The sequence below is a fragment of the Devosia sp. Z6_126 genome (assembly GCF_058133495.1).
In genome coordinates, this window is record NZ_JBYUNO010000002.1 from 190,938 (window position 1) to 209,546 (window position 18,609).

Here is an 18,609-nt window from a genome sequence, read left to right on the forward strand (position 1 = left end):
AGCGCACCCATTGCAGACAGCCCAAGAGGATGCTGGGCTGAATCTCATTAATAAATAGGTTTGTGCTGGCACGCCACAAGCTATTCTTTTCGGCGCGAGAGCCTTGAAAAAGAGCTGGGGTGTCCCTCGCCATCGGCGTTACCGGTGCCAGCGCGCCCCCTATCCATGACACCTATATTGGCTCGGGTTATCTGCAGTTCAATGCCATGGGGGTTACGTTTTTGTTAACCACGGACGGCTGCTTGCCTGGGGCGCGGCAAGGAGCCGCAAACGAAAACGCCGGGCACAAAGCCCGGCGTTTCGATCTTGTATCGCGCCGGTGTTAGGCCCCGGCGGGCATGTCTTCCTTCTTGCGATCGGAATAGATGTAGAGCGGACGAACATCCTTGCCCCGCACCACTTCCTCGCTGATCACCACTTCCTCAACGCCTTCAAGCGAAGGCAGATCGTACATGGTGTCCAGGAGGATCGCTTCCATGATCGAGCGGAGGCCGCGAGCACCGGTCTTGCGCTCGATGGCCTTCTCGGCAATCGCCTTGAGCGCATCCTCATGGAAGGTCAGTTCCACGTCTTCCATCTGGAACAGGCGCTGATACTGACGCACGAGGGCGTTCTTGGGCGCGGTCAGGATTTCGATCAGCGCGGCGATGTCGAGGTCTTCCAGCGTCGCCAGCACCGGCAGACGGCCGATGAATTCCGGGATCAAGCCAAAGCGCACCAGATCCTCGGGAGCAACATCGGCAAGCACCTGACCAACGCGACGGTCGTTGGGATCCTTGACGGTGGCCGAAAAGCCGATGCCCGAGCCTTCGCCACGTGCCGAGATAATCTTTTCCAGACCCGCAAAGGCGCCGCCGCAGATGAACAGGATATTGGTCGTGTCCACCTGCAGGAATTCCTGCTGCGGGTGCTTGCGACCACCCTGGGGCGGTACCGAGGCCACGGTGCCTTCCATGATCTTGAGCAGGGCCTGCTGCACGCCCTCGCCCGAAACGTCACGGGTGATCGAGGGGTTGTCGGACTTGCGCGAGATCTTGTCGACTTCGTCGATATAAACGATGCCCCGCTGGGCCTTCTCGACGTTGTAGTCGGCGGACTGCAGCAGCTTGAGGATGATGTTCTCCACGTCCTCACCCACATAACCGGCTTCGGTCAGTGTGGTGGCGTCGGCCATGGTGAAGGGCACATCAAGGATGCGTGCCAGCGTCTGCGCGAGCAGGGTCTTGCCCGAACCGGTCGGACCAATCAGCAGGATGTTGCTCTTGGAAAGCTCGACATCCTGATTTTTGCTCGCGTGATGCAGACGCTTATAGTGGTTGTGGACAGCCACGGAGAGCACGCGCTTGGCGCGGAACTGGCCGATGACATAGTCGTCGAGCACCTTGCAGATATCGGCAGGGGTCGGCACGCCATCGGAGGACTTGACCATGGAGGTCTTGTTCTCTTCGCGGATGATGTCCATGCACAGCTCGACGCATTCATCGCAGATGAACACGGTCGGACCGGCAATCAGCTTGCGAACCTCGTGCTGGGATTTCCCGCAGAACGAGCAATAAAGCGTGTTCTTTGAGGTTTCGCCGTTCGTTGTCTCTTTGGACATCCAGTCACTCCCGGGGGCGGAACACCCCCAAAATAAGCGTTATCGGTGACGGTAACGCTCGAGCCTAAAGAAAGTCTAAGCCGAACCGACCTTAAAGGCCGATCCGGCTGGGTGCAATTGAACGCAAGTCACAGTTGCGGGCGCATGCTCATTGGTGTGGACAGCGGGGATCAAACCGCGTCCGGAACAGCGCGCTTTTCCAGCACGCTGTCGATAAGGCCAAAGGTCTTGGCTTCTTCGGGCGACAGGAACCGGTCGCGCTCAAGGGCGTGCTCGATTTCCTCATAGGTACGGCCAGTGTGCTTTTCGTAGATCTGGTTGAGGCGGCGCTTGAGGCCTTCAACTTCCTTGGCATGGATCAGGATGTCCGTCACCTGGCCCTGGAAGCCGCCGGAAGGCTGGTGGACCATGACGCGCGAATTGGGCAGCGAAGTGCGCATACCCGCTTCGCCGGCAGCAAGCAGAAGCGAACCCATGGATGCCGCCTGCCCCATCACCATCGTGGCAACGGCCGGGCGGATGAACTGCATGGTGTCATAGATGCTCAAACCAGCCGTCACCACGCCACCGGGCGAGTTGATGTAAAGCGCGATTTCCTTTTTCGGGTTTTCCGATTCCAGAAACAGCAACTGTGCGACGATCAGGCTCGCCATGTTGTCTTCGACCACGCCGGTCACGAAGATGATACGCTCGCGCAGCAGGCGCGAGTAGATATCGAAGGCGCGTTCGCCGCGGTTGGATTGCTCCACCACCATGGGAACAAGCGTGTTCATATAAAGATCGTGTGGATCTTGCATTAAGATGCCCCTTTGCTGTTCCGGATCGCGTGGAAAACCGGTCAGCCCTCTTGGTTGAAACACGGTCCGCGTCCGAAAACCGGACATCCAGGGTCCGGGGACCGTGCCATTGAAACTCGAATCAGCGCGACAGCCGATTGCAGACCATGCCGCATGAACGCGCGGTAAGGCCAGAGATAGGCGGCATTGGGGCGCGGTTCAATAGTCGAGCAATGCACAACGCATCCAAGGTAAATAGCGGGCCCGTCAGGAGGCGAATTCCACCGCCACACCCCGCTTGCGGAAATAGGCCTGCATGGTCTTGCGGCCCTGGCGATTGTTCTGCGCCAACTTGGCGGGCTCGAAGGTCGCGGCCTTTAATCCCTCACGGTCCAGCGCCCCCTTGAGCGCGGCAATGTGAAGATCGATATCCTCGTTGTTGGCGCGCAGCGAGGCATAAACATTGTCCATGGCTTGGCTGAGGGTCAAATCGCTCATCTTGGCCTTCCTTTAGTGTTGGCGCATGGGTTAGCGAATTTTCCCGCCCGCGCAAGGGCCAAGCTCAGCCAGCCGATGCGCTCAGTGCGCGCAGCACCCCCGGAAGCAGCCCCGGCAGGTCCTCGCTCACCATGCCCCGGCCCCCGAACTGGTTGGCCGCTTCGGCATGCAGCCAAACGGCCGCCGCTGCCGCTTCCCAGCCGGACATGCCCTGCCCCAGCAATCCCGCGATCATGCCCGCCAGGACATCGCCCGAGCCGGCCGTGCCCAGCCAGTTCGGCGCATTGGCGTTGACCACGGCTCGCCCGTCGGGTGCTGCCACCACCGTGTCGCTGCCCTTGAGCACGACCACGGCACCCGAGCGCGCCGCTGCTGCCCGTGCCCGCTCGAGCTTGCCGCCCGGCAGATCGCCGAAGAGGCGCGTGAACTCGCCTTCATGCGGCGTGACCACCACTGGTCGCGCCCCATTGGCGCGCACCGCGCCAAACAGCCGCTCAGGATCGTCGGCAAAGCTCGTGAGCGCATCGGCATCGAGCACCGCGGCCGCACCAGAGGCGAGCACCGCCAGTGCGTTGTCCGCCGTTCTTTCGCCAACTCCTGCCGCCGGTCCCAGCACGACGGCATTGATCCGCTTGTCGCCCAGCAACTCGGCCAAGGCAGCGGGATCGCCGGCGGGCTTGAGCATGATGGCGGTGACATGCGCCGCATGCACCGCCAGCGCCTCGGGCGTACCGGTCAGCGACACCAGCCCCGCCCCGGCACGGAAGGCCCCCAGCGCTGCTAGGCGCGAAGCCCCGGTTTGCAGCGGCTCGCCCGACACCACCACGCAATGGCCGCGGTGATATTTGTTGCCCGCCGGCTCATCCACCGGCAGCGACCAAAGTGTTGGACCATTCTTCCAGGTCTGCGCATCGATGGGCCCCAGCACAGCCTCGGGGATGCCGATATCGCCCAGCACCACCTCGCCGCAAAGCGCTCGTCCGGGCAGCAGCAGGTGACCCGGCTTGAGCCGGAAAAAGGTCACCGTCGTTTGCGCCTTGATGGCGACGCCGCGCACCGCACCCGTCGCACCGTCAACGCCACTCGGAATGTCGATGCTCACCACCGGCAGCCCGCTGCCGTTGATGATTTCAAAGAGGCTATGCAGTTCGCCGGCCACGTCCCGATCAAGCCCGGCCCCCAGCACCGCATCCACGATGAGGTCGGCCTCCGAAATGTCGCTTGGCGAGGGCCGCTCGATCCGCCCGGTCCATTGCGCCGCCATCTGCGCCGCGTCGCCCCGCAGCGCTTCGCGCTCGCCCAGAAGGCGCAACTGCACTGGCCAGCCGCGCTGCTTGAGCAACCGGGCGACCACAAAGCCATCGCCCCCGTTATTGCCGGGACCACACAGCACCAGCACGGAGCGTTGATAATAGCGGTCGACGATCGCGTCGGCCACCGCTTGGCCCGCCGCTTCCATCAACCGCAGCGTCTTGATCCCCGCTTCGGCGGCGGCTCGGTCGGCCTCGCCCATTTGCCGCGGTGTAAGCAAAACATCGGGGTGGGCGCTGGTCATGGTGCGGCTCATGCGGGCTGGTGGACAGGCTGACAAAAAAGCCGCCCCGAAGGGCGGCTCTGGTGAAGGGCTGCGCCCTTAGTGATGGTGCTCTTCGGGGACATCGTCCTCGTCGGCCTGGATGAGCTTGGCCAGTTCGGCGCGGGTCATCTTCTGCTCGGTCTGCTCGGCCAGACCCATGACATAGTCAACGACCTTGTTCTCGAACACGGGGGCACGGAGGCCTGCCAGAGCCTGCGGGTTCTTGCGATAATAATCGTAAACCTGCTGTTCCTGACCCGGGAAGCGACGCACTTCGGCGATCAATGCCTGCTGGTGCTCTTCGTCGGTGACATTTACTTCGTTCTTGTTGCCGATTTCGGCGACAACCAGCCCAAGGCGCACGCGACGCTCGGCGATCGTGCGATACTGCTCGCGGGCAGCTTCTTCCGTGGTGCCCTCGTCTTCGAAGGACCGACCGTGGTGCTCGATTTCGTGCACGACGCGGTTCCAGATGGTGTTGAATTCGGCATCAACCAGCTGGGCAGGAACGTCGAACTTGTGGCCTTCATCCAGGGCATCCAGGATCTGGCGCTTGACGTGCTGACGGCTCATCGATTCCAGCGCGGACTGCATCTGCGACTTCACAGCGTCACGCAGTACGGCAACATTCTCGAGGCCGAGGCGCTTGGCGAACTCGTCATCCAGCTCGCCGGTGTTGGGGCCATCGATATGGAGCACGGTGACCTCGAAGGTCGCCTGCTTGCCGGCCAGTTCGGCGCTCTGGTAGTCCTCGGGGAAGGTGACCTCGATCTCGCGGGTCTCGTTCTTCTTGAAGCCGATCAGCTGCTCTTCAAAGCCGGGGATGAACTCGCCAGCGCCAACCGTCAGGTGAGCGTGGTCGGAGGTGCCGCCTTCAAAGGGTTCGCCGTCGATCTTGCCGACAAAGCTCAGGCCCAGCCGGTCGCCATTTTCCACAACGGCGTCGTCGCCCTTGTCGGTGTAGCCGCGGTTCTGGGCAAAGACGCGGTTGACCTCGGCGTCGAGCTCTTCTTCGGTGATCTCGACCACTGGCTTGACCAGCTTGATGCCATTGAGGTCAGACAGCTCAACCGGGGGCAGGATCTCGTATTCAACTTCAAACGCCAGGTCGGCCTTGCCGTCGAGCACGTCGTTGATCACGGCCTGATCGTCGGGCAGGTCAACCTTGGGCTGGGCAGCCGCACGCTCGGAGCGCTCTTCGAGCGCATCGGACACGGTGGTGTTGATGGCGTCGGTCATCACTTCAGACATGGCCGAGCGGCCATACATCTTGCGCAGGTGAGACATTGGCACCTTGCCGGGACGGAAGCCCTTGATGTTGGCCTGGCCCTTGAGCTCTTCGAGCTTGGCATCAAGGCGCGTCACCAGGTCCTGGGCTGGAATGGTCACGCTCAACTTGCGCTTCAGGCCCTCATTGAGGGTTTCGGTAACCTGCATTCGGTCTTCATCCCGTTTTGATTGGTTTGGGCCAGAGAGTATATGGTGCGGGTGAGAGGGGTCGAACCTCCACGCCTTGCGGCGCTGGAACCTAAATCCAGTGCGTCTGCCAGTTCCGCCACACCCGCTAAAGTCCCGCTGGCCGGGTTGCGCGAGGGTCTAGCCTAAGATGAAACGGCAGTCAAAGCTTGATTGAGGCCGTTGCGGGCTCGGCTCGCCCTCTTGCGAACCTGTCGCCTGCCCGCTTTTTGTGCATGGAGCATGAAAACTGCTCATTCCTGGCTCCAGCCCGCCCCCTTTCCCCAGCGATTTCGCCGCAAAGGACGGCAAAAGCTTACGTTTTGGGCTTTCCCTTTGGGTTGGCACGGGTCATGCATACTGTGAGGCGGTACCAGCCTATCGTAGCAAGTGGAGGCACACGTGAAAAAGATCGAGGCCATCGTAAAGCCGTTCAAGCTGGACGAGGTCAAAGAGGCCCTGCAGGAAGTCGGCCTGCAAGGCATCACGGTGACCGAAGCCAAAGGCTTTGGGCGCCAGAAGGGTCATACCGAACTCTATCGCGGCGCCGAATATGTCGTGGACTTTCTGCCCAAGGTCAAAGTCGAGGTCGTATGCCCCGACGAGCTGGCCGAGAAGGCGATCGAAGCGATCCGCAACGCAGCACAAACCGGGCGCATCGGCGATGGCAAGATCTTTGTCTATTCCATCGAGCAGGCCATCCGCATCCGCACCGGCGAATTTGGCGACGACGCGCTTTAAGCAGCGCGCGAGGCCATCAACCAACATCCGATCCAAACAGGGGAAGACTTAATGACTACCGCAAGCGATATCCTCAAGCGCATCAAGGACGAGAACATCAAGTATGTCGACCTGCGCTTTACCGACCCGCGCGGCAAGCTGCAGCACGTCACCATGGACGTGAGCGTCGTCGATGAGGACATCTTCGAAGAAGGCACCATGTTCGACGGCTCCTCGATCGGTGGCTGGAAGGCCATCAACGAGAGCGACATGGTGCTGATGCCCGATCCGAACTCGGCCTATATGGACCCGTTCTTTGGTGCATCGACCCTCGCCATCAACTGCGACATTCTCGATCCCCTGACCTACCAGCCCTATACCCGCGATCCCCGCACCACCGCCAAGAAGGCCGAGGCCTATCTTAAGGCGTCCGGTATTGGTGACAGCGTCATGTTCGGGGCCGAGCCCGAATTCTTCATGTTCGACGACGTGAAGTACTCCAACACCCCGTTCAAGGTTGGCTTCGAGGTTGATCACCCCGAACTCCCATCCAACAACGACACCGCCTATGAAGGCGGCAACAATGGCCACCATATCGGCCTCAAGAAGGGCTACTTCCCCGTGCCGCCGCTCGACAGCGCGCAGGACATCCGCAGCGAAATGCTCGCTGCAATGGCCGACATGGGCGTTGTGGTTGAAAAGCACCACCACGAAGTGGCTTCTGCCCAGCACGAACTCGGGATCAAGTTTGCCCCGATGATCAAGGCTGCCGATGACGTACAGATCTACAAGTATGTCATCCACCAGGTTGCCAACGCCTACGGCAAGACCGTGACCTTCATGCCCAAGCCAATCTTTGGCGACAACGGCTCGGGCATGCACTGCCATCAGTCGATCTGGCGCGACGGCAAGCCGCTGTTTGCTGGTGACCAGTATGCCGGCCTCTCGATGGAAGCCCTGTACTACATCGGCGGCATCATCAAGCACGCCAAGGCCATCAACGCCTTCACCAACCCCACCACCAACAGCTACAAGCGCCTGGTGCCTGGTTTTGAAGCTCCGGTTCTGCTGGCCTACTCGGCCCGTAACCGTTCGGCCTCTTGCCGTATCCCCTTCGGTCAGTCGCCGAAGTCCAAGCGCATCGAGATCCGCTTCCCCGATCCGCTGGCGAACCCATACCTGGCCTTCTCGGCCATGCTGATGGCTGGCCTCGACGGCATCAAGAACAAGATCCATCCCGGCGATCCGATGGACAAGGACCTGTACGAGCTGCCCCGCCAGGAGCTGATGCAGATCCCGCATGTTTGCGGCTCGCTGCGCGAAGCCCTCGACAGCCTCAACAAGGATCGCGAGTTCCTGCTGGCTGGCGGCGTCTTCGACAACGATCAGATCGACAGCTATATCGAGCTGAAGATGACCGAAGTGATCAAGTTCGAGCAGACCCCCCATCCCGTCGAGTACGAGATGTACTACTCGGCCTAAGCCGAACACCAAAACTGGGAAGGGGGCCGCAAGGCCCCTTTCTCCTATCGGGGGAGCCCCTGCCCTAGCGCTTGCTCGCCTTAGGCGGCAGCAGCATCTCTTCGAGCCGGTTTGCATCCTGGATCTGGAGAAACTGGAGGGCAAAGCCCTCAGCCGTGTGGCGCACGACGCGGCCGATCATGCGGCCCAGTGCGACAGGCGTGCCAATACCGGGCCGGCACGCGGTCAGCACGGCAGCACCCGAGCGGGAAATATCGGCCACCACGCAGTGCTCCTGCTCCCCGCTTGGCAGCGTCACCATGCTGGCCGCGTTTTCTGGAACGACCCGGGGAAATTCACGGGCTTCGGTCAATCCGCCTTCGCTCAAGCGCTTGTGCCAGACTATCTTGGCCGCAAGGTTCTCCCGCTCGGCCTGACCGAGCTCAAAGGCCATTTCAAAGCCATCCGGCAGCCCCCTGCAGACTTGGGCAGGCAGAATGCCGAAAGCATTGAAGTAGACTGAAACGCGCTCGCCCTCAGCGCCTGATACCGGCGCTTTGACGATCGCGTCATTGGGCGAGATCGAGCAAAGCCGGCACGCGAAGACCGGCAAGCGCTCGATGATCCTGCTGCGTCTTTCGGTTATGGCGTAGCGCCCTTCCAGGTTCGCGGTCAGGCGCAGTTCCTGACGATCGAACACGGACTTGAGCTGGGGCACAAGTTTGTCCAGGTTCGGCAGCACGGTGAAATCCTCCGCGCAGCTTCGTTACCTAGGTTAACTGCGCAAGGTTGAAGTCGCGCGGCGCCTCACCCGTTCCCGCCATCTGCAAGGCAGGCTTCAGCGGAGGTTAATGGCTGGCGGAGAATGAAGCTGAAAGGCAGGCCAAGGCATCCCGCAGAGCGGGATTGCTGCTCACTAAACCAGATAGAACAGCGTTGATATCAACGCCACAACGCCCCAACGGGGGGCCGACAGATTGACCAGCCGGTACGCAATACCTGATCCGGCATAAGGCCAAACGTCGATAGCAACCGAGCTTATCGGGACCGCTTGATACGCAGTACGACAATCCCTTTGAGCTCGCATACGGCAACTCCAAACACAAAACCGTATGACCCTTGTTCTAGCAGCGCGCCTTTAAAAAAGTGCTGCCAAGAAGCAAAGGCTTGGTAAATGCGTCGCCCGATACTGGGACAACTCCCGCCCGCTATTGCGCGGGGCGCAGCCGCTCGACCGATTCGATCTCGGCAGTGCAGTAGTTGTAGTCGAGCAGATAAACCCACCCGTCGCGGGTCGCCCGCACTTGGATATGCTCGTCATAGGGTACGTTGAGGAACACATCGCTATAGCCCTGCGCCTCGACCGACTGGCGAACCTGGCGCTCATCAAGGCACAGCATCGGGCCAAGAAGAAAATCGCGCTCCTCGTCACCGAAAAAGATCCCGAACTGCGCCTGTGCCGGCAGCGGGGCCACGACCACACCAAGCGTCAAGACCAGTGCCATCAGAGTTGGCAGCGCTTTGTTCATGGCTTTACCTTCGGTCCTGTCGCAGCTTGCAGGTCAATATGTTTCACCAACGTCAACCGCCAATGGGCAGTTGCCGGGTGTTCGCTCACCGATCATTGAGGGATCTGTGGTTAAGCTCGCCTGCGGCAAGCGGCGGCTTGCGCGAGCCGTTCAGATTTCGTTCATGTACTGTTCATCTGGGGAAAGCGCCTTACATGAATGGGGCGGGCGCGCTTGCGTAACCGCAATATGGTACCAACAGTGAACACGCCGATTCGGCAGACGGGGAACATGTCGGAAGTCGAAGACCTTTTTGCAGCTGCAGCTGAGTTAGCAAGTGCACCCGCGCCTGTTGAGCGTAGCCAGCCAGCTGCGCGCCAAGCGCCCGCGCAGCACGACTATTCCGCCGCAGATATTGAGGTACTGGAAGGACTTGAGCCGGTCCGGCGCCGTCCGGGCATGTATATCGGCGGCACCGACATCAACGCCCTGCACCACCTCTTTGCCGAGGTGATCGACAACTCCATGGACGAGGCGATCGCCGGCCACGCCAGCCGTATTGAGGTCCATCTGGGCGCCGACGGCTATATCACCGTTTCCGACAACGGCCGCGGCATCCCCGTCGAAACCCACCCGAAGTTCCCCAATCGCTCGACGCTCGAAATCGTCCACACCGTCCTGCATGCCGGCGGCAAGTTCGATTCGAAAGCCTATGAGACCTCCGGCGGCCTGCACGGCGTCGGCGTTTCAGTCGTGAACGCCCTCTCGGACGACATGGTGGTGGAAGTCGCGCGCGAACAGCAGCTGCACCGTCTGCAATTCTCGCGTGGCAAGCCGGTTGGCGACATCCAGCATCTGGGCCGAATAAACAACCGGCGCGGCACCACCACGCGCTTCCATCCCGATCCGCAGATCTTTGGCGAAGGCGCCCGCTTCTCGGCGGCACGCCTGTTCAAGATGACGCGCGCCAAGGCTTATCTCTTTGGCGGCGTGGAACTGCGCTGGAGCTGCGACGAGGAGCTAGCCAGCGACGACGCCCCCGCTCGCGCAGTCTTTCACTATCCCGGCGGCCTGCGCGACTTCATGGCCGACCGGATTGCCGGAGAAACCCGGATCGTCGATGACATTTTCTCAGGCAGCCACGGAAAGCCTGGTACGCACGGCGCGACCGAGTGGGCTATCGCCTGGACCCTTGGAGATGGCGGCGTTGCGTCCTACTGCAACACCGTGCCCACGCCGGATGGCGGCACCCATGAGACTGGGCTGCGGACTGCCCTGCTGCGCGGTCTCAAGAACTATGCCGAGCTGACCAAGAACAAGGCGGCCGCCAATGTGACGGCCGAGGACCTGTTCGCGCACTGCAACGCCATGCTCTCCGTGTTCGTCCGAGAGCCCGAATTCGTTGGGCAAACCAAGGACAAGCTGGCCTCCGGCGAAGCGACCCGGATCGTCGACACGGCCATCCGCGATGCCTTTGACCATTGGCTGGCCGCTTCCCCCAACCAGGCTGGCAAGCTGCTGGACTGGGCGGTTGAACGCGCCGAAGAGCGCATGCGGCGGCGCAAGGAAAAAGAGATCGACCGCGCCAGTGCAACGCGCAAGCTGCGCCTGCCCGGTAAACTTGCCGATTGCACGCAAACTGCCGCGCAAGGGGCTGAACTCTTTATCGTTGAAGGTGATAGCGCCGGCGGCAGTGCCAAGCAGGCACGTAACCGGCAGAGCCAGGCCGTGCTGCCGCTCCGCGGTAAAATTCTTAACGTGGCAGGCGCCAGCCGGGACAAGCTCGCCTCCAGCCAGATCATTCAGGACATCATCCAAGCCCTCGGCTGCGGCACTCGTGACCGCTATCGCGACGATGATCTGCGCTACGACAAAATCATCCTGATGACTGACGCCGATGTCGATGGCGCTCATATTGCTTCGCTGTTGATGACGTTCTTCTTCCAAGAAATGCCCAAACTGATCGAGGGCGGGCACCTCTTCCTCGCGCTACCCCCGCTTTATCGCATCAGCCAGGGCGCCAAGACGCTTTATGCCCGCGACGACGCGCACAAGAACGAGCTCATGGCCACCGAGTTCACGGGCAAAGGCAAGGTTGACGTCACCCGCTTCAAGGGCCTGGGTGAAATGCCATTTGCGCATCTGCGCGAAACAACCATGTCGCCCAAGTCCCGCACATTGCTGCAGGTCAAGGTGATCGACACGCAAGATGCAACGAAGTCCAGCGTCGACAGGTTGATGGGCAATCGACCCGAGGCAAGGTTCGACTTCATCCAAGAAAATGCGGCATTCGTCACCGACCTGGACGTGTAAAGCACCCAGTTAAGCTTATCGACCGCAAAGCCGTTGACTTGAAAGGGCTTTGCGCTATGGTCCGGCCCGCTGGAGCATATTCCGGCTTGCCGGCATTTAAGGCGGTCTTCAGGGAGCCTTCGCTGGCGTGGCTGAAATTGTTTCAGGGCCATTCCGTCGCTTTGCAGTTCCTGCACTCCCGCCCGATTGGCCTGATGTGTGTACGCGGACGCGTTCGAGCTTAGCCCTTTTGGTCCGCAAGTGACGCAACTGTTCCGGTTCTGGGAACCGGTGCGACACCATTCCCGATGCACCGTTTCGAGCAGTTCGAACGGATCTGGCAGCGGGCAAACTTTTGAGTGGAACGACCGAATTTGAGCGACGATTTTTCCGGACTTGGCCTGTCAACCAAGGTCACCGACGCGGTGACTGCCGCAGGTTATACCAAGCCGACCGAAATTCAGGCCCAGGCAATTCCCCATCTGCTGGAAAAGAAAGACCTGATCGGCATTGCCCAGACAGGTACCGGCAAGACGGCATCCTTTGTGCTTCCGATGTTGACGCTGCTGGAGAATGGCCGCGCTCGCGCCCGCATGCCCCGCACGCTGATCCTTGAGCCCACGCGCGAACTGGCGGCTCAGGTCGCCGAGAACTTCGAGAAGTACGGCAAGAACCACCGCATCACGATGGCCCTGATCATCGGCGGCGTTTCGTTTGAAGACCAAAACAAGAAGCTCGACCGCGGCGTGGACGTCCTGATCGCCACGCCAGGACGCCTGCTTGATCAGATCGATCGCGGCCGCATTCTGCTGACGGGCGTTGAAATCCTCGTCATCGATGAAGCCGATCGCATGCTCGACATGGGCTTTATCGACGACATCGAGAAAATCTGCTCGCGGCTGCCCGCTCGGCGCCAGACCATGTTGTTCTCGGCGACCATGTCCAAAGAGATCGAGCGTCTGACCAAGAAGTTCCTCAAGGACCCGGTTCACGTTCAGGTTTCGCGCCAGAGTTCAACGGCAGACACGATCGACCAGAAGCTGGTGAAGGTGTCGTCCAAGCCCGAAGAAAAGCGCGCCTCGCTGCGTGCTCGCATTTCCGAGGCGGAAAACCTTACCAACGCGATCATTTTCTGCAATCGCAAGCGCGATGTCGCCACCCTTGCCCGTTCGCTCGAGCGGCACGGCTTCAGCGTTGGCGCACTGCACGGTGACATGGACCAGAAGAGCCGCACCGAAACGCTCGACGCCTTCAAGAATGATCGCCTGACGCTGCTGGTGGCCAGCGATGTTGCTGCCCGTGGCCTCGATATCCCGGCCGTCAGCCATGTGTTCAATTTCGATGTTCCCGTGCATGCCGAAGACTATGTCCACCGCATCGGCCGCACCGGTCGGGCCGGGCGCTCGGGCGTGGCCTATACCTTTGTAACGCCGGCGGACAGCAAGCACCTCGATGCCATTCTGAAACTCATCCAGAAGCCCATCGAATGGCTGGATGTGCCCGGGAACGGGAAGTCCGCGCCTGAGGCTTCCGAGGAGCAGACGGAGGGGACAACCCGCACCCGTCCGCAACGCACGCGCCGCGGCGGCCGCCGGCCTGCGAGGCCCGAGGCGGAAGCAGCTGCACCTGAAGAGGTGGCCGGACAGCCGGCAGAAGCACCCGCAACAACTAGCCCTGCTGAAGCGGAACAGCCTGCCAGCGAGCCGTCGGAGGGCCGCGGCGGTCGTCGGCCGCGGCGCCGTGAGAAGGCCGAGGCACAAGGTGAATCCGAGTCGAGGCAGCGCCCCAATGCGCGTCGGCCTGCGCCCGAAGACCTCGGCGTTGACCCGCAGTCCCCCTTTGGCACTGACGGCCCCATCCCGGCGTTCCTGCTCCGGTCCACCGCTCGCTAGGCTTGAGCCGCGAACAACAGCTTCGGGGTGAAAGCCCCAGCACTGTTTGATACTTCGATTAAAGCCATCAGCCCGCAAGTTTTCACTTGCGGGCTAATGGCGTTTTTGGCGCGACGGGTTTAGGTGGTGGGAAGGAGTTCCACTCCGAGCCCCTCGAGCATTTCCCAGAAAGCGGGATAGGTCTTGCTCGTGCAGGCGGGATCCATGATGGTGACGTCACGGATCATCAGACCCGCCAGGGCAAAGCTCATGGCGATACGATGATCATGATAGGTCTCGATGCGTGCAGGCAGCGCCTGACCGGCCAAGCCCGGGTCTGCATTGACCACAAGATCATCCCCCTCCTCTACCGCTAACCCGGGGCGAATACGGTTAAGCTCGTTCGCGACCGCGCGGATACGGTCGGTTTCCTTGACGCGCAGATTGGCGATTCCGACAAAGCGGACAGGCGTCCGGTTGAAAGCCGCCACGACGGCAAGCGTCGGAACAGCATCCTGCATCTGCGAACCGTCAATCACTGCGGGCATATCGGGGTACTGCGCGAGCACGGCGCGGGCAGCAGCGTCGGGCTGCGTGAAGGCTTCAGCGGCGACGCCAAGGTCGATGGTCCCCTTGGTCAGGGCTTGGATGCCCCACAGGTAAGTGGCAGCCGAGGCATCGGGCTCAACCTGGAAGTCGGTTGCCTTATAGCCGGTAGGCTGAACTATCCAGGCACCTTCTCCCTGCTGCGCCACGTCAGCGCCGAAGGCCCGCATGGCGGCCAGGGTGAGATCAACATAGCCGCGCGCACCAATGTCCGCACCCGCAAGCGCGACCTCGATCGCTCCATCGCCGAAGGGAGCCGCCATCAACAAAGCCGAGACATACTGGCTCGAAAGCGAGGCGTCGATTTCTACCCGGCCTTTGCCGAACTGGCCCGTGCCATTGATAGTGACGGGTGGGCAACCGGTAGGTGTCGCTGCATCGATACTGAGGGACTGCAGCGCTTCAACCAGTGGCCGAATGGGCCGGAGGCGCATGTCCTCGTCACCATCAACGACGATCGTACCGTTGATGGTCGCTGCGGCAGCCGTGAGGAAGCGCGTCGCCGTCCCGGCATTGCCCAGGAACAGGGGTTCGGCTGGGGCCTGAAGCCGCCCGGAACTGGTCACAAGAAAGGTGGTTGGATCAGGTTCGTCCACGAGGACGCCCATCTGGCGAAGAGCTGCCGCCATCAAGACGGTGTCCTTGCTTTTCAGCGCGCCGGTGATCCTGCTGGTGCCGTTCGCCAGCGCAGCCAGCAACAAGGCTCGATTGGTGATGGATTTGGAGCCGGGGGGCGAAACATGCCCGGTCAGCGGGCGGTCTGGTGGGACGATAGTGAGGGCGGGTGGAAGTGGATGGCGCATGACGCCGCTGTTAGGCCATCCGCGGTCACGATGCAATCGCCACAGACTTTAGCTCAACGGCGGCAAAGCCGCGTCAGGCTCCGGCCCGCGCTTCGGCGATTGCCTTGAGGTCCGCGGGCTTGAGGGTGACGCTCTCACCGCAGCCGCAAGCGCCGGTTTGGTTGGGGTTCTTGAAGGTGAAGCTTGCGCCCATCTTGGTCTGCTCAAAGTCCATCACCGTGCCGAGGAGATACATGGTGGCTTTGGGATCAACCCACACGTCCACCCCGTAGTCGCTCACATGGTCATCGCCTGGTACCGGCTCGGAGACGTAGTCCATCGTATAGGACACACCAGCGCAGCCCGCGTTCTTGATACCCACGCGCAAGCCGATAACCGGCTTTTCAGAGTCTTCGATGATCTCGGCGATACGCTCGGCAGCGGCATCGCTCAAGGACATGATCTTGAAGGGCATAGGGCAGCGACCTTTATCGGTGTTTCACGATATATAGACCTTAACGGCCCAGATTACCACCAGTTCAACGCCACTTGAGCTTCTTCGCTCATGCGGGAGGCATCCCACGGGGGATCAAACACCATGTTGACAGTGACATCCTGAACCCCTTCCACCGCGCGGGCGGCGTTCTCAACCCAGCCAGGCATTTCGCCCGCCACCGGGCACCCGGGGGCCGTCAGCGTCATGTCGATGGTGAGGTTGCGGTTGTCATCCAGATCGACCTTGTAGATGAGGCCCAGCTCATAGATGTCCACCGGGATCTCCGGATCGTACACGGTCTTGAGCGCCGCGATCAGGTCAGCCGTAATGCGCTCGACCTCACCCTCGGGAATAGCGGAAGAAACCGTGGGATTGATCCGCACGGAGGTTTCGGCAGTATCGTCGACGGCGGTAGCTTCGGCTTGGTCGGTCATAGGTGTCCTCGCGGCTTACGCGAAAAATTTCTGGGCGCGCTCGATGCCATCCACCAGCGCGTCGACATCATCGGTCCCATTATATAGGGCGAAGGAGGCCCGGCAGGTAGAGGTGACGCCGAAACGCTGCAGCAGTGGCATGGCGCAGTGGGTACCAGCACGTACCGCAATGCCGTAACGATCAAGGATCGTAGCGACGTCGTGGGCATGCGCGCCGGCAATCTCGAAGGAGAAGATGCCGCCCTTGCCTGGCGCAGTGCCTATCAGGCGCAGGGAATTGATGCGGCTGAGCCGTTCCTGGGCATAGGCGGCAACCTCTGCCTCATGGGACGCAATGGCACCGCGACCAAGGGCTTCCATGTAGTTCAGCGCGGCCCCGAGACCAATTGCCTGCACGATGGGTGGGGTGCCAGCCTCAAAGCGGTGAGGCGGCTCGTCGTAGGTCACGCCCTCAGTCGTGACCGTTTCGATCATCTCGCCGCCACCCTGATAGGGCTGCATTTCCGCGAGTAGATCATACTTGCCGTAGAGCACTCCGATACCAGTCGGACCATAGAGCTTGTGGCCGGTCATTACGTAAAAGTCAGCATCCAGATCCTGCACGTCGACAGCAGTGTGCACCGCACCTTGGCTACCATCAACCAACACGGGGATGCCGCGGGCATGGGCGATCTCGATGATCTGCTTGATGGGCGTCACCGTGCCGGTGACATTGCTCATATGCGTTATGGCAACCATGCGGGTGCGAGGCGTCAGCGAGGCCGCGAAAGCATCAAGATCAAACGAGCCGTCGTCGCGAACATCTACCCAGCGCAACACCGCACCCTTGCGCTCGCGATGGAAGTGCCAGGGCACAATGTTGGAATGGTGCTCGAGCATGGACAACACGATCTCGTCGCCTTCTCCGATGCGCGGACCCGCGAAGGAGGCGGCGACAAGATTGATCGCCTCGGTAGCCGAACGGGTGAAGATGATCTCCTCGGCGCGACCCGCATTGAGGAACTTTTGCACGGCGGAGCGACCGCCCTCAAAGGCCTCGGTCGCACGGTTCGCCAGTGTGTGCAGGCCGCGATGGACATTGGCGTATTCGTGGCGGAAGGCGTGATCCATACGGTCCAGCACCTGCACCGGCTTTTGTGCCGAGGCGCCGCTATCAAGGAACACCAGACGCTTGCCGTGGATCTGCTCGGACAGGATCGGAAAATCGGCGCGGACTTTTTGCAGGTTGAAGGTCATGGTTCAGCTTTCGTACGGGCATTGCACCCGCCTCGCCCATCTCGGCGAATAACGAACGAGGTGTGGCACGTCCTGCGTCACACCTCGGATCAGGGCCTAGTGGCCGTTCAGCAGCCAGGCATCCACAATGCCGTTGAGCACGGTGTTGAGTGCCTCATCCTCGATCGGATCAAGCACCTCGGCAAGGAAGCCGCGGACCAGCATGGTCTCGGCCTGCGCCCGGGGAATACCGCGGCTCATCAAGTAGAAGAGCCAGTCAGCGTTCAGCTCACCACAGGTGGAGCCGTGGCCGCAGACGACGTCGTCGGCATAGATCTCAAGCTCCGGCTTGGAGAGGATCTCGGCCTGATCAGAGAGCATCAGGCCCTGCATCATCATCTTGGCGTCAGTCTTCTGCGCGTCGCGAGCCACGACGATCCGGCCCTGGAACACGGCCTTGGACCGTCCGCGGGCGATCTGCTTGAACATCTCCTGAGAGGTCGTGTTCGGCACCGCATGGTGCACGTCGAGGGTGATGTCGCAGTGCTTGTCGTCATCCACCAGGTTGAGGCCGGTGAAATCGGCATGGGCATTTTCACCCGAGAAGCGGGCAAAGAGCTGCGTCCTCGACAAGGCGGCACCCGAGTGGATCGCCAGGGTGCGCAGGTTGGCGGCTGGCCCGATCTCATACTGGTTGGTAGCGAAATGCGTCGCGGCGCGGGCCGACAGGTCAACCGTGATGTGGGTCACGTTGGCGCCGGTGCCGACAGCAAGGAAGGTCGCGTGATTGCCGATATGAGCTTCGTTGGACCCAAGATAGGTCTCGATGACGGTAACCTTGGCGCTCTCGGCCACAAAGATCTTCACCGCGCTCGCGGAATGAGCGGCCGGTCCATCCGAACGCCGATCGATATGGATGACCTGCTCGACTACGCCGTCGATATGCAGGTTGAGGCTCTCGGGAGCGAGGGCGGTGTTGAGGTGCACCAGCACATCATCGCGCGCGGAGAGCACATCCCCTTCCGACTTGCCGACAACGACACCCGCCGGGGCCGCCGGAGCGGCCTGAACGCGACCGTTGACGATGGTAACCTGATAAGCCCCAGCAATCCGCAGCGCCGGCGCCTCGGCAGCGTTAGCAGCCTCAGCTAGTGGCGGCACGGACCGCAACAGGCTCTTAAGATCGGTGTAGTGGTAGCTTTCGACCCGGCGGGTCGGCAGGCCAGCCGCAGTGATCCGCTCGGCCGCCGCTTCCGCACCGGCGCCCTTGAGCTGGGCGATTAGAGTTTCTTCGGCGGCACTCAGCCGCATTTGCAGGT

Annotated in this window: 16 protein-coding genes and 1 tRNA gene; 4 read left to right on the forward strand and 13 right to left on the reverse strand. The window is 61.4% G+C overall.

All coding sequences use genetic code 11. The features are described from left to right. Window positions 1–322 precede the first annotated feature (322 nt). From clpX to AC3YOG_RS07760, 6 genes are all read right to left on the reverse strand, one after another. Window positions 323–1,600: an ATP-dependent Clp protease ATP-binding subunit ClpX gene (clpX, locus tag AC3YOG_RS07735; RefSeq protein ID WP_127752969.1), complete on the reverse strand. Its 1,278-nt coding sequence runs from the start codon at window positions 1,598–1,600 to the stop codon at window positions 323–325. Between the two features lie 170 nt (window positions 1,601–1,770). Continuing rightward, entirely contained in the window at window positions 1,771–2,397 is a 627-nt protein-coding gene (locus AC3YOG_RS07740; protein WP_127752968.1) for an ATP-dependent Clp protease proteolytic subunit, read from the reverse strand. Between the two features lie 246 nt (window positions 2,398–2,643). Then, window positions 2,644–2,874, reverse strand: coding sequence for a hypothetical protein (locus AC3YOG_RS07745; RefSeq protein ID WP_127752967.1), 231 nt, complete (start codon window positions 2,872–2,874; stop codon window positions 2,644–2,646). Between the two features lie 64 nt (window positions 2,875–2,938). After that, window positions 2,939–4,429: an NAD(P)H-hydrate epimerase gene (locus tag AC3YOG_RS07750; RefSeq protein ID WP_489934689.1), complete on the reverse strand. Its 1,491-nt coding sequence runs from the start codon at window positions 4,427–4,429 to the stop codon at window positions 2,939–2,941. A 78-nt stretch (window positions 4,430–4,507) separates the two neighbouring features. Continuing rightward, complete coding sequence (gene tig / locus AC3YOG_RS07755) at window positions 4,508–5,887, reverse strand: trigger factor (protein WP_489934690.1); 1,380 nt, start codon at window positions 5,885–5,887, stop codon at window positions 4,508–4,510. 43 nt (window positions 5,888–5,930) lie between these two features. Beyond that, window positions 5,931–6,015: transfer RNA gene (locus AC3YOG_RS07760), tRNA-Leu, on the reverse strand. Between the two features lie 292 nt (window positions 6,016–6,307). Between AC3YOG_RS07760 and AC3YOG_RS07765 the strand changes: the two genes are divergently transcribed. Continuing rightward, the gene (locus tag AC3YOG_RS07765) at window positions 6,308–6,646 is read left to right on the forward strand and encodes a P-II family nitrogen regulator (RefSeq protein ID WP_035079039.1); all 339 of its coding nucleotides are present in this window, start codon (window positions 6,308–6,310) and stop codon (window positions 6,644–6,646) included. A 51-nt stretch (window positions 6,647–6,697) separates the two neighbouring features. Beyond that, a complete protein-coding gene (gene glnA, locus AC3YOG_RS07770; protein WP_127752964.1) occupies window positions 6,698–8,107 on the forward strand; it encodes a type I glutamate--ammonia ligase in 1,410 nt (469 codons plus the stop codon). Between the two features lie 64 nt (window positions 8,108–8,171). Here the strand turns inward: glnA and AC3YOG_RS07775 are convergent, their stop codons facing one another. Continuing rightward, a complete protein-coding gene (locus tag AC3YOG_RS07775; RefSeq protein WP_489934691.1) occupies window positions 8,172–8,828 on the reverse strand; it encodes a PilZ domain-containing protein in 657 nt (218 codons plus the stop codon). A 466-nt stretch (window positions 8,829–9,294) separates the two neighbouring features. Continuing rightward, window positions 9,295–9,615, reverse strand: a complete 321-nt coding sequence (locus tag AC3YOG_RS07780) for a hypothetical protein (protein WP_127752962.1) — start codon at window positions 9,613–9,615, stop codon at window positions 9,295–9,297. A gap of 270 nt (window positions 9,616–9,885) precedes the next feature. Here AC3YOG_RS07780 and parE point away from each other — a divergent pair, with 270 nt between their 5' ends. Both parE and AC3YOG_RS07790 read left to right on the forward strand, forming a co-directional pair. Then, entirely contained in the window at window positions 9,886–11,907 is a 2,022-nt protein-coding gene (gene parE / locus AC3YOG_RS07785; RefSeq protein ID WP_489934692.1) for a DNA topoisomerase IV subunit B, read from the forward strand. Between the two features lie 353 nt (window positions 11,908–12,260). After that, window positions 12,261–13,778 carry a DEAD/DEAH box helicase gene (locus AC3YOG_RS07790; protein ID WP_489934693.1) on the forward strand — a complete coding sequence of 506 codons (1,518 nt, stop codon included), beginning with the start codon at window positions 12,261–12,263 and terminating at the stop codon, window positions 13,776–13,778. 119 nt (window positions 13,779–13,897) lie between these two features. On the opposite strand, the gene AC3YOG_RS07795 is transcribed toward AC3YOG_RS07790, so the two are convergent. The 5 genes from AC3YOG_RS07795 to sufD form a co-directional block, all read right to left on the reverse strand. Beyond that, window positions 13,898–15,166: a 3-phosphoshikimate 1-carboxyvinyltransferase gene (locus AC3YOG_RS07795; protein ID WP_489934694.1), complete on the reverse strand. Its 1,269-nt coding sequence runs from the start codon at window positions 15,164–15,166 to the stop codon at window positions 13,898–13,900. 73 nt (window positions 15,167–15,239) lie between these two features. Further along, the gene (locus AC3YOG_RS07800) at window positions 15,240–15,620 is read right to left on the reverse strand and encodes a HesB/IscA family protein (RefSeq protein WP_489934695.1); all 381 of its coding nucleotides are present in this window, start codon (window positions 15,618–15,620) and stop codon (window positions 15,240–15,242) included. 53 nt (window positions 15,621–15,673) lie between these two features. Beyond that, window positions 15,674–16,075 (reverse strand): SUF system Fe-S cluster assembly protein, encoded by a 402-nt coding sequence (locus tag AC3YOG_RS07805; RefSeq protein ID WP_127752958.1) that lies wholly within the window; start codon window positions 16,073–16,075, stop codon window positions 15,674–15,676. A gap of 15 nt (window positions 16,076–16,090) precedes the next feature. Continuing rightward, entirely contained in the window at window positions 16,091–17,311 is a 1,221-nt protein-coding gene (locus AC3YOG_RS07810; RefSeq protein ID WP_127752957.1) for a cysteine desulfurase, read from the reverse strand. Window positions 17,312–17,407: 96 nt separating this feature from the next. Beyond that, window positions 17,408–18,601: a Fe-S cluster assembly protein SufD gene (gene sufD, locus AC3YOG_RS07815; RefSeq protein WP_164854795.1), complete on the reverse strand. Its 1,194-nt coding sequence runs from the start codon at window positions 18,599–18,601 to the stop codon at window positions 17,408–17,410. Window positions 18,602–18,609 lie beyond the last annotated feature (8 nt).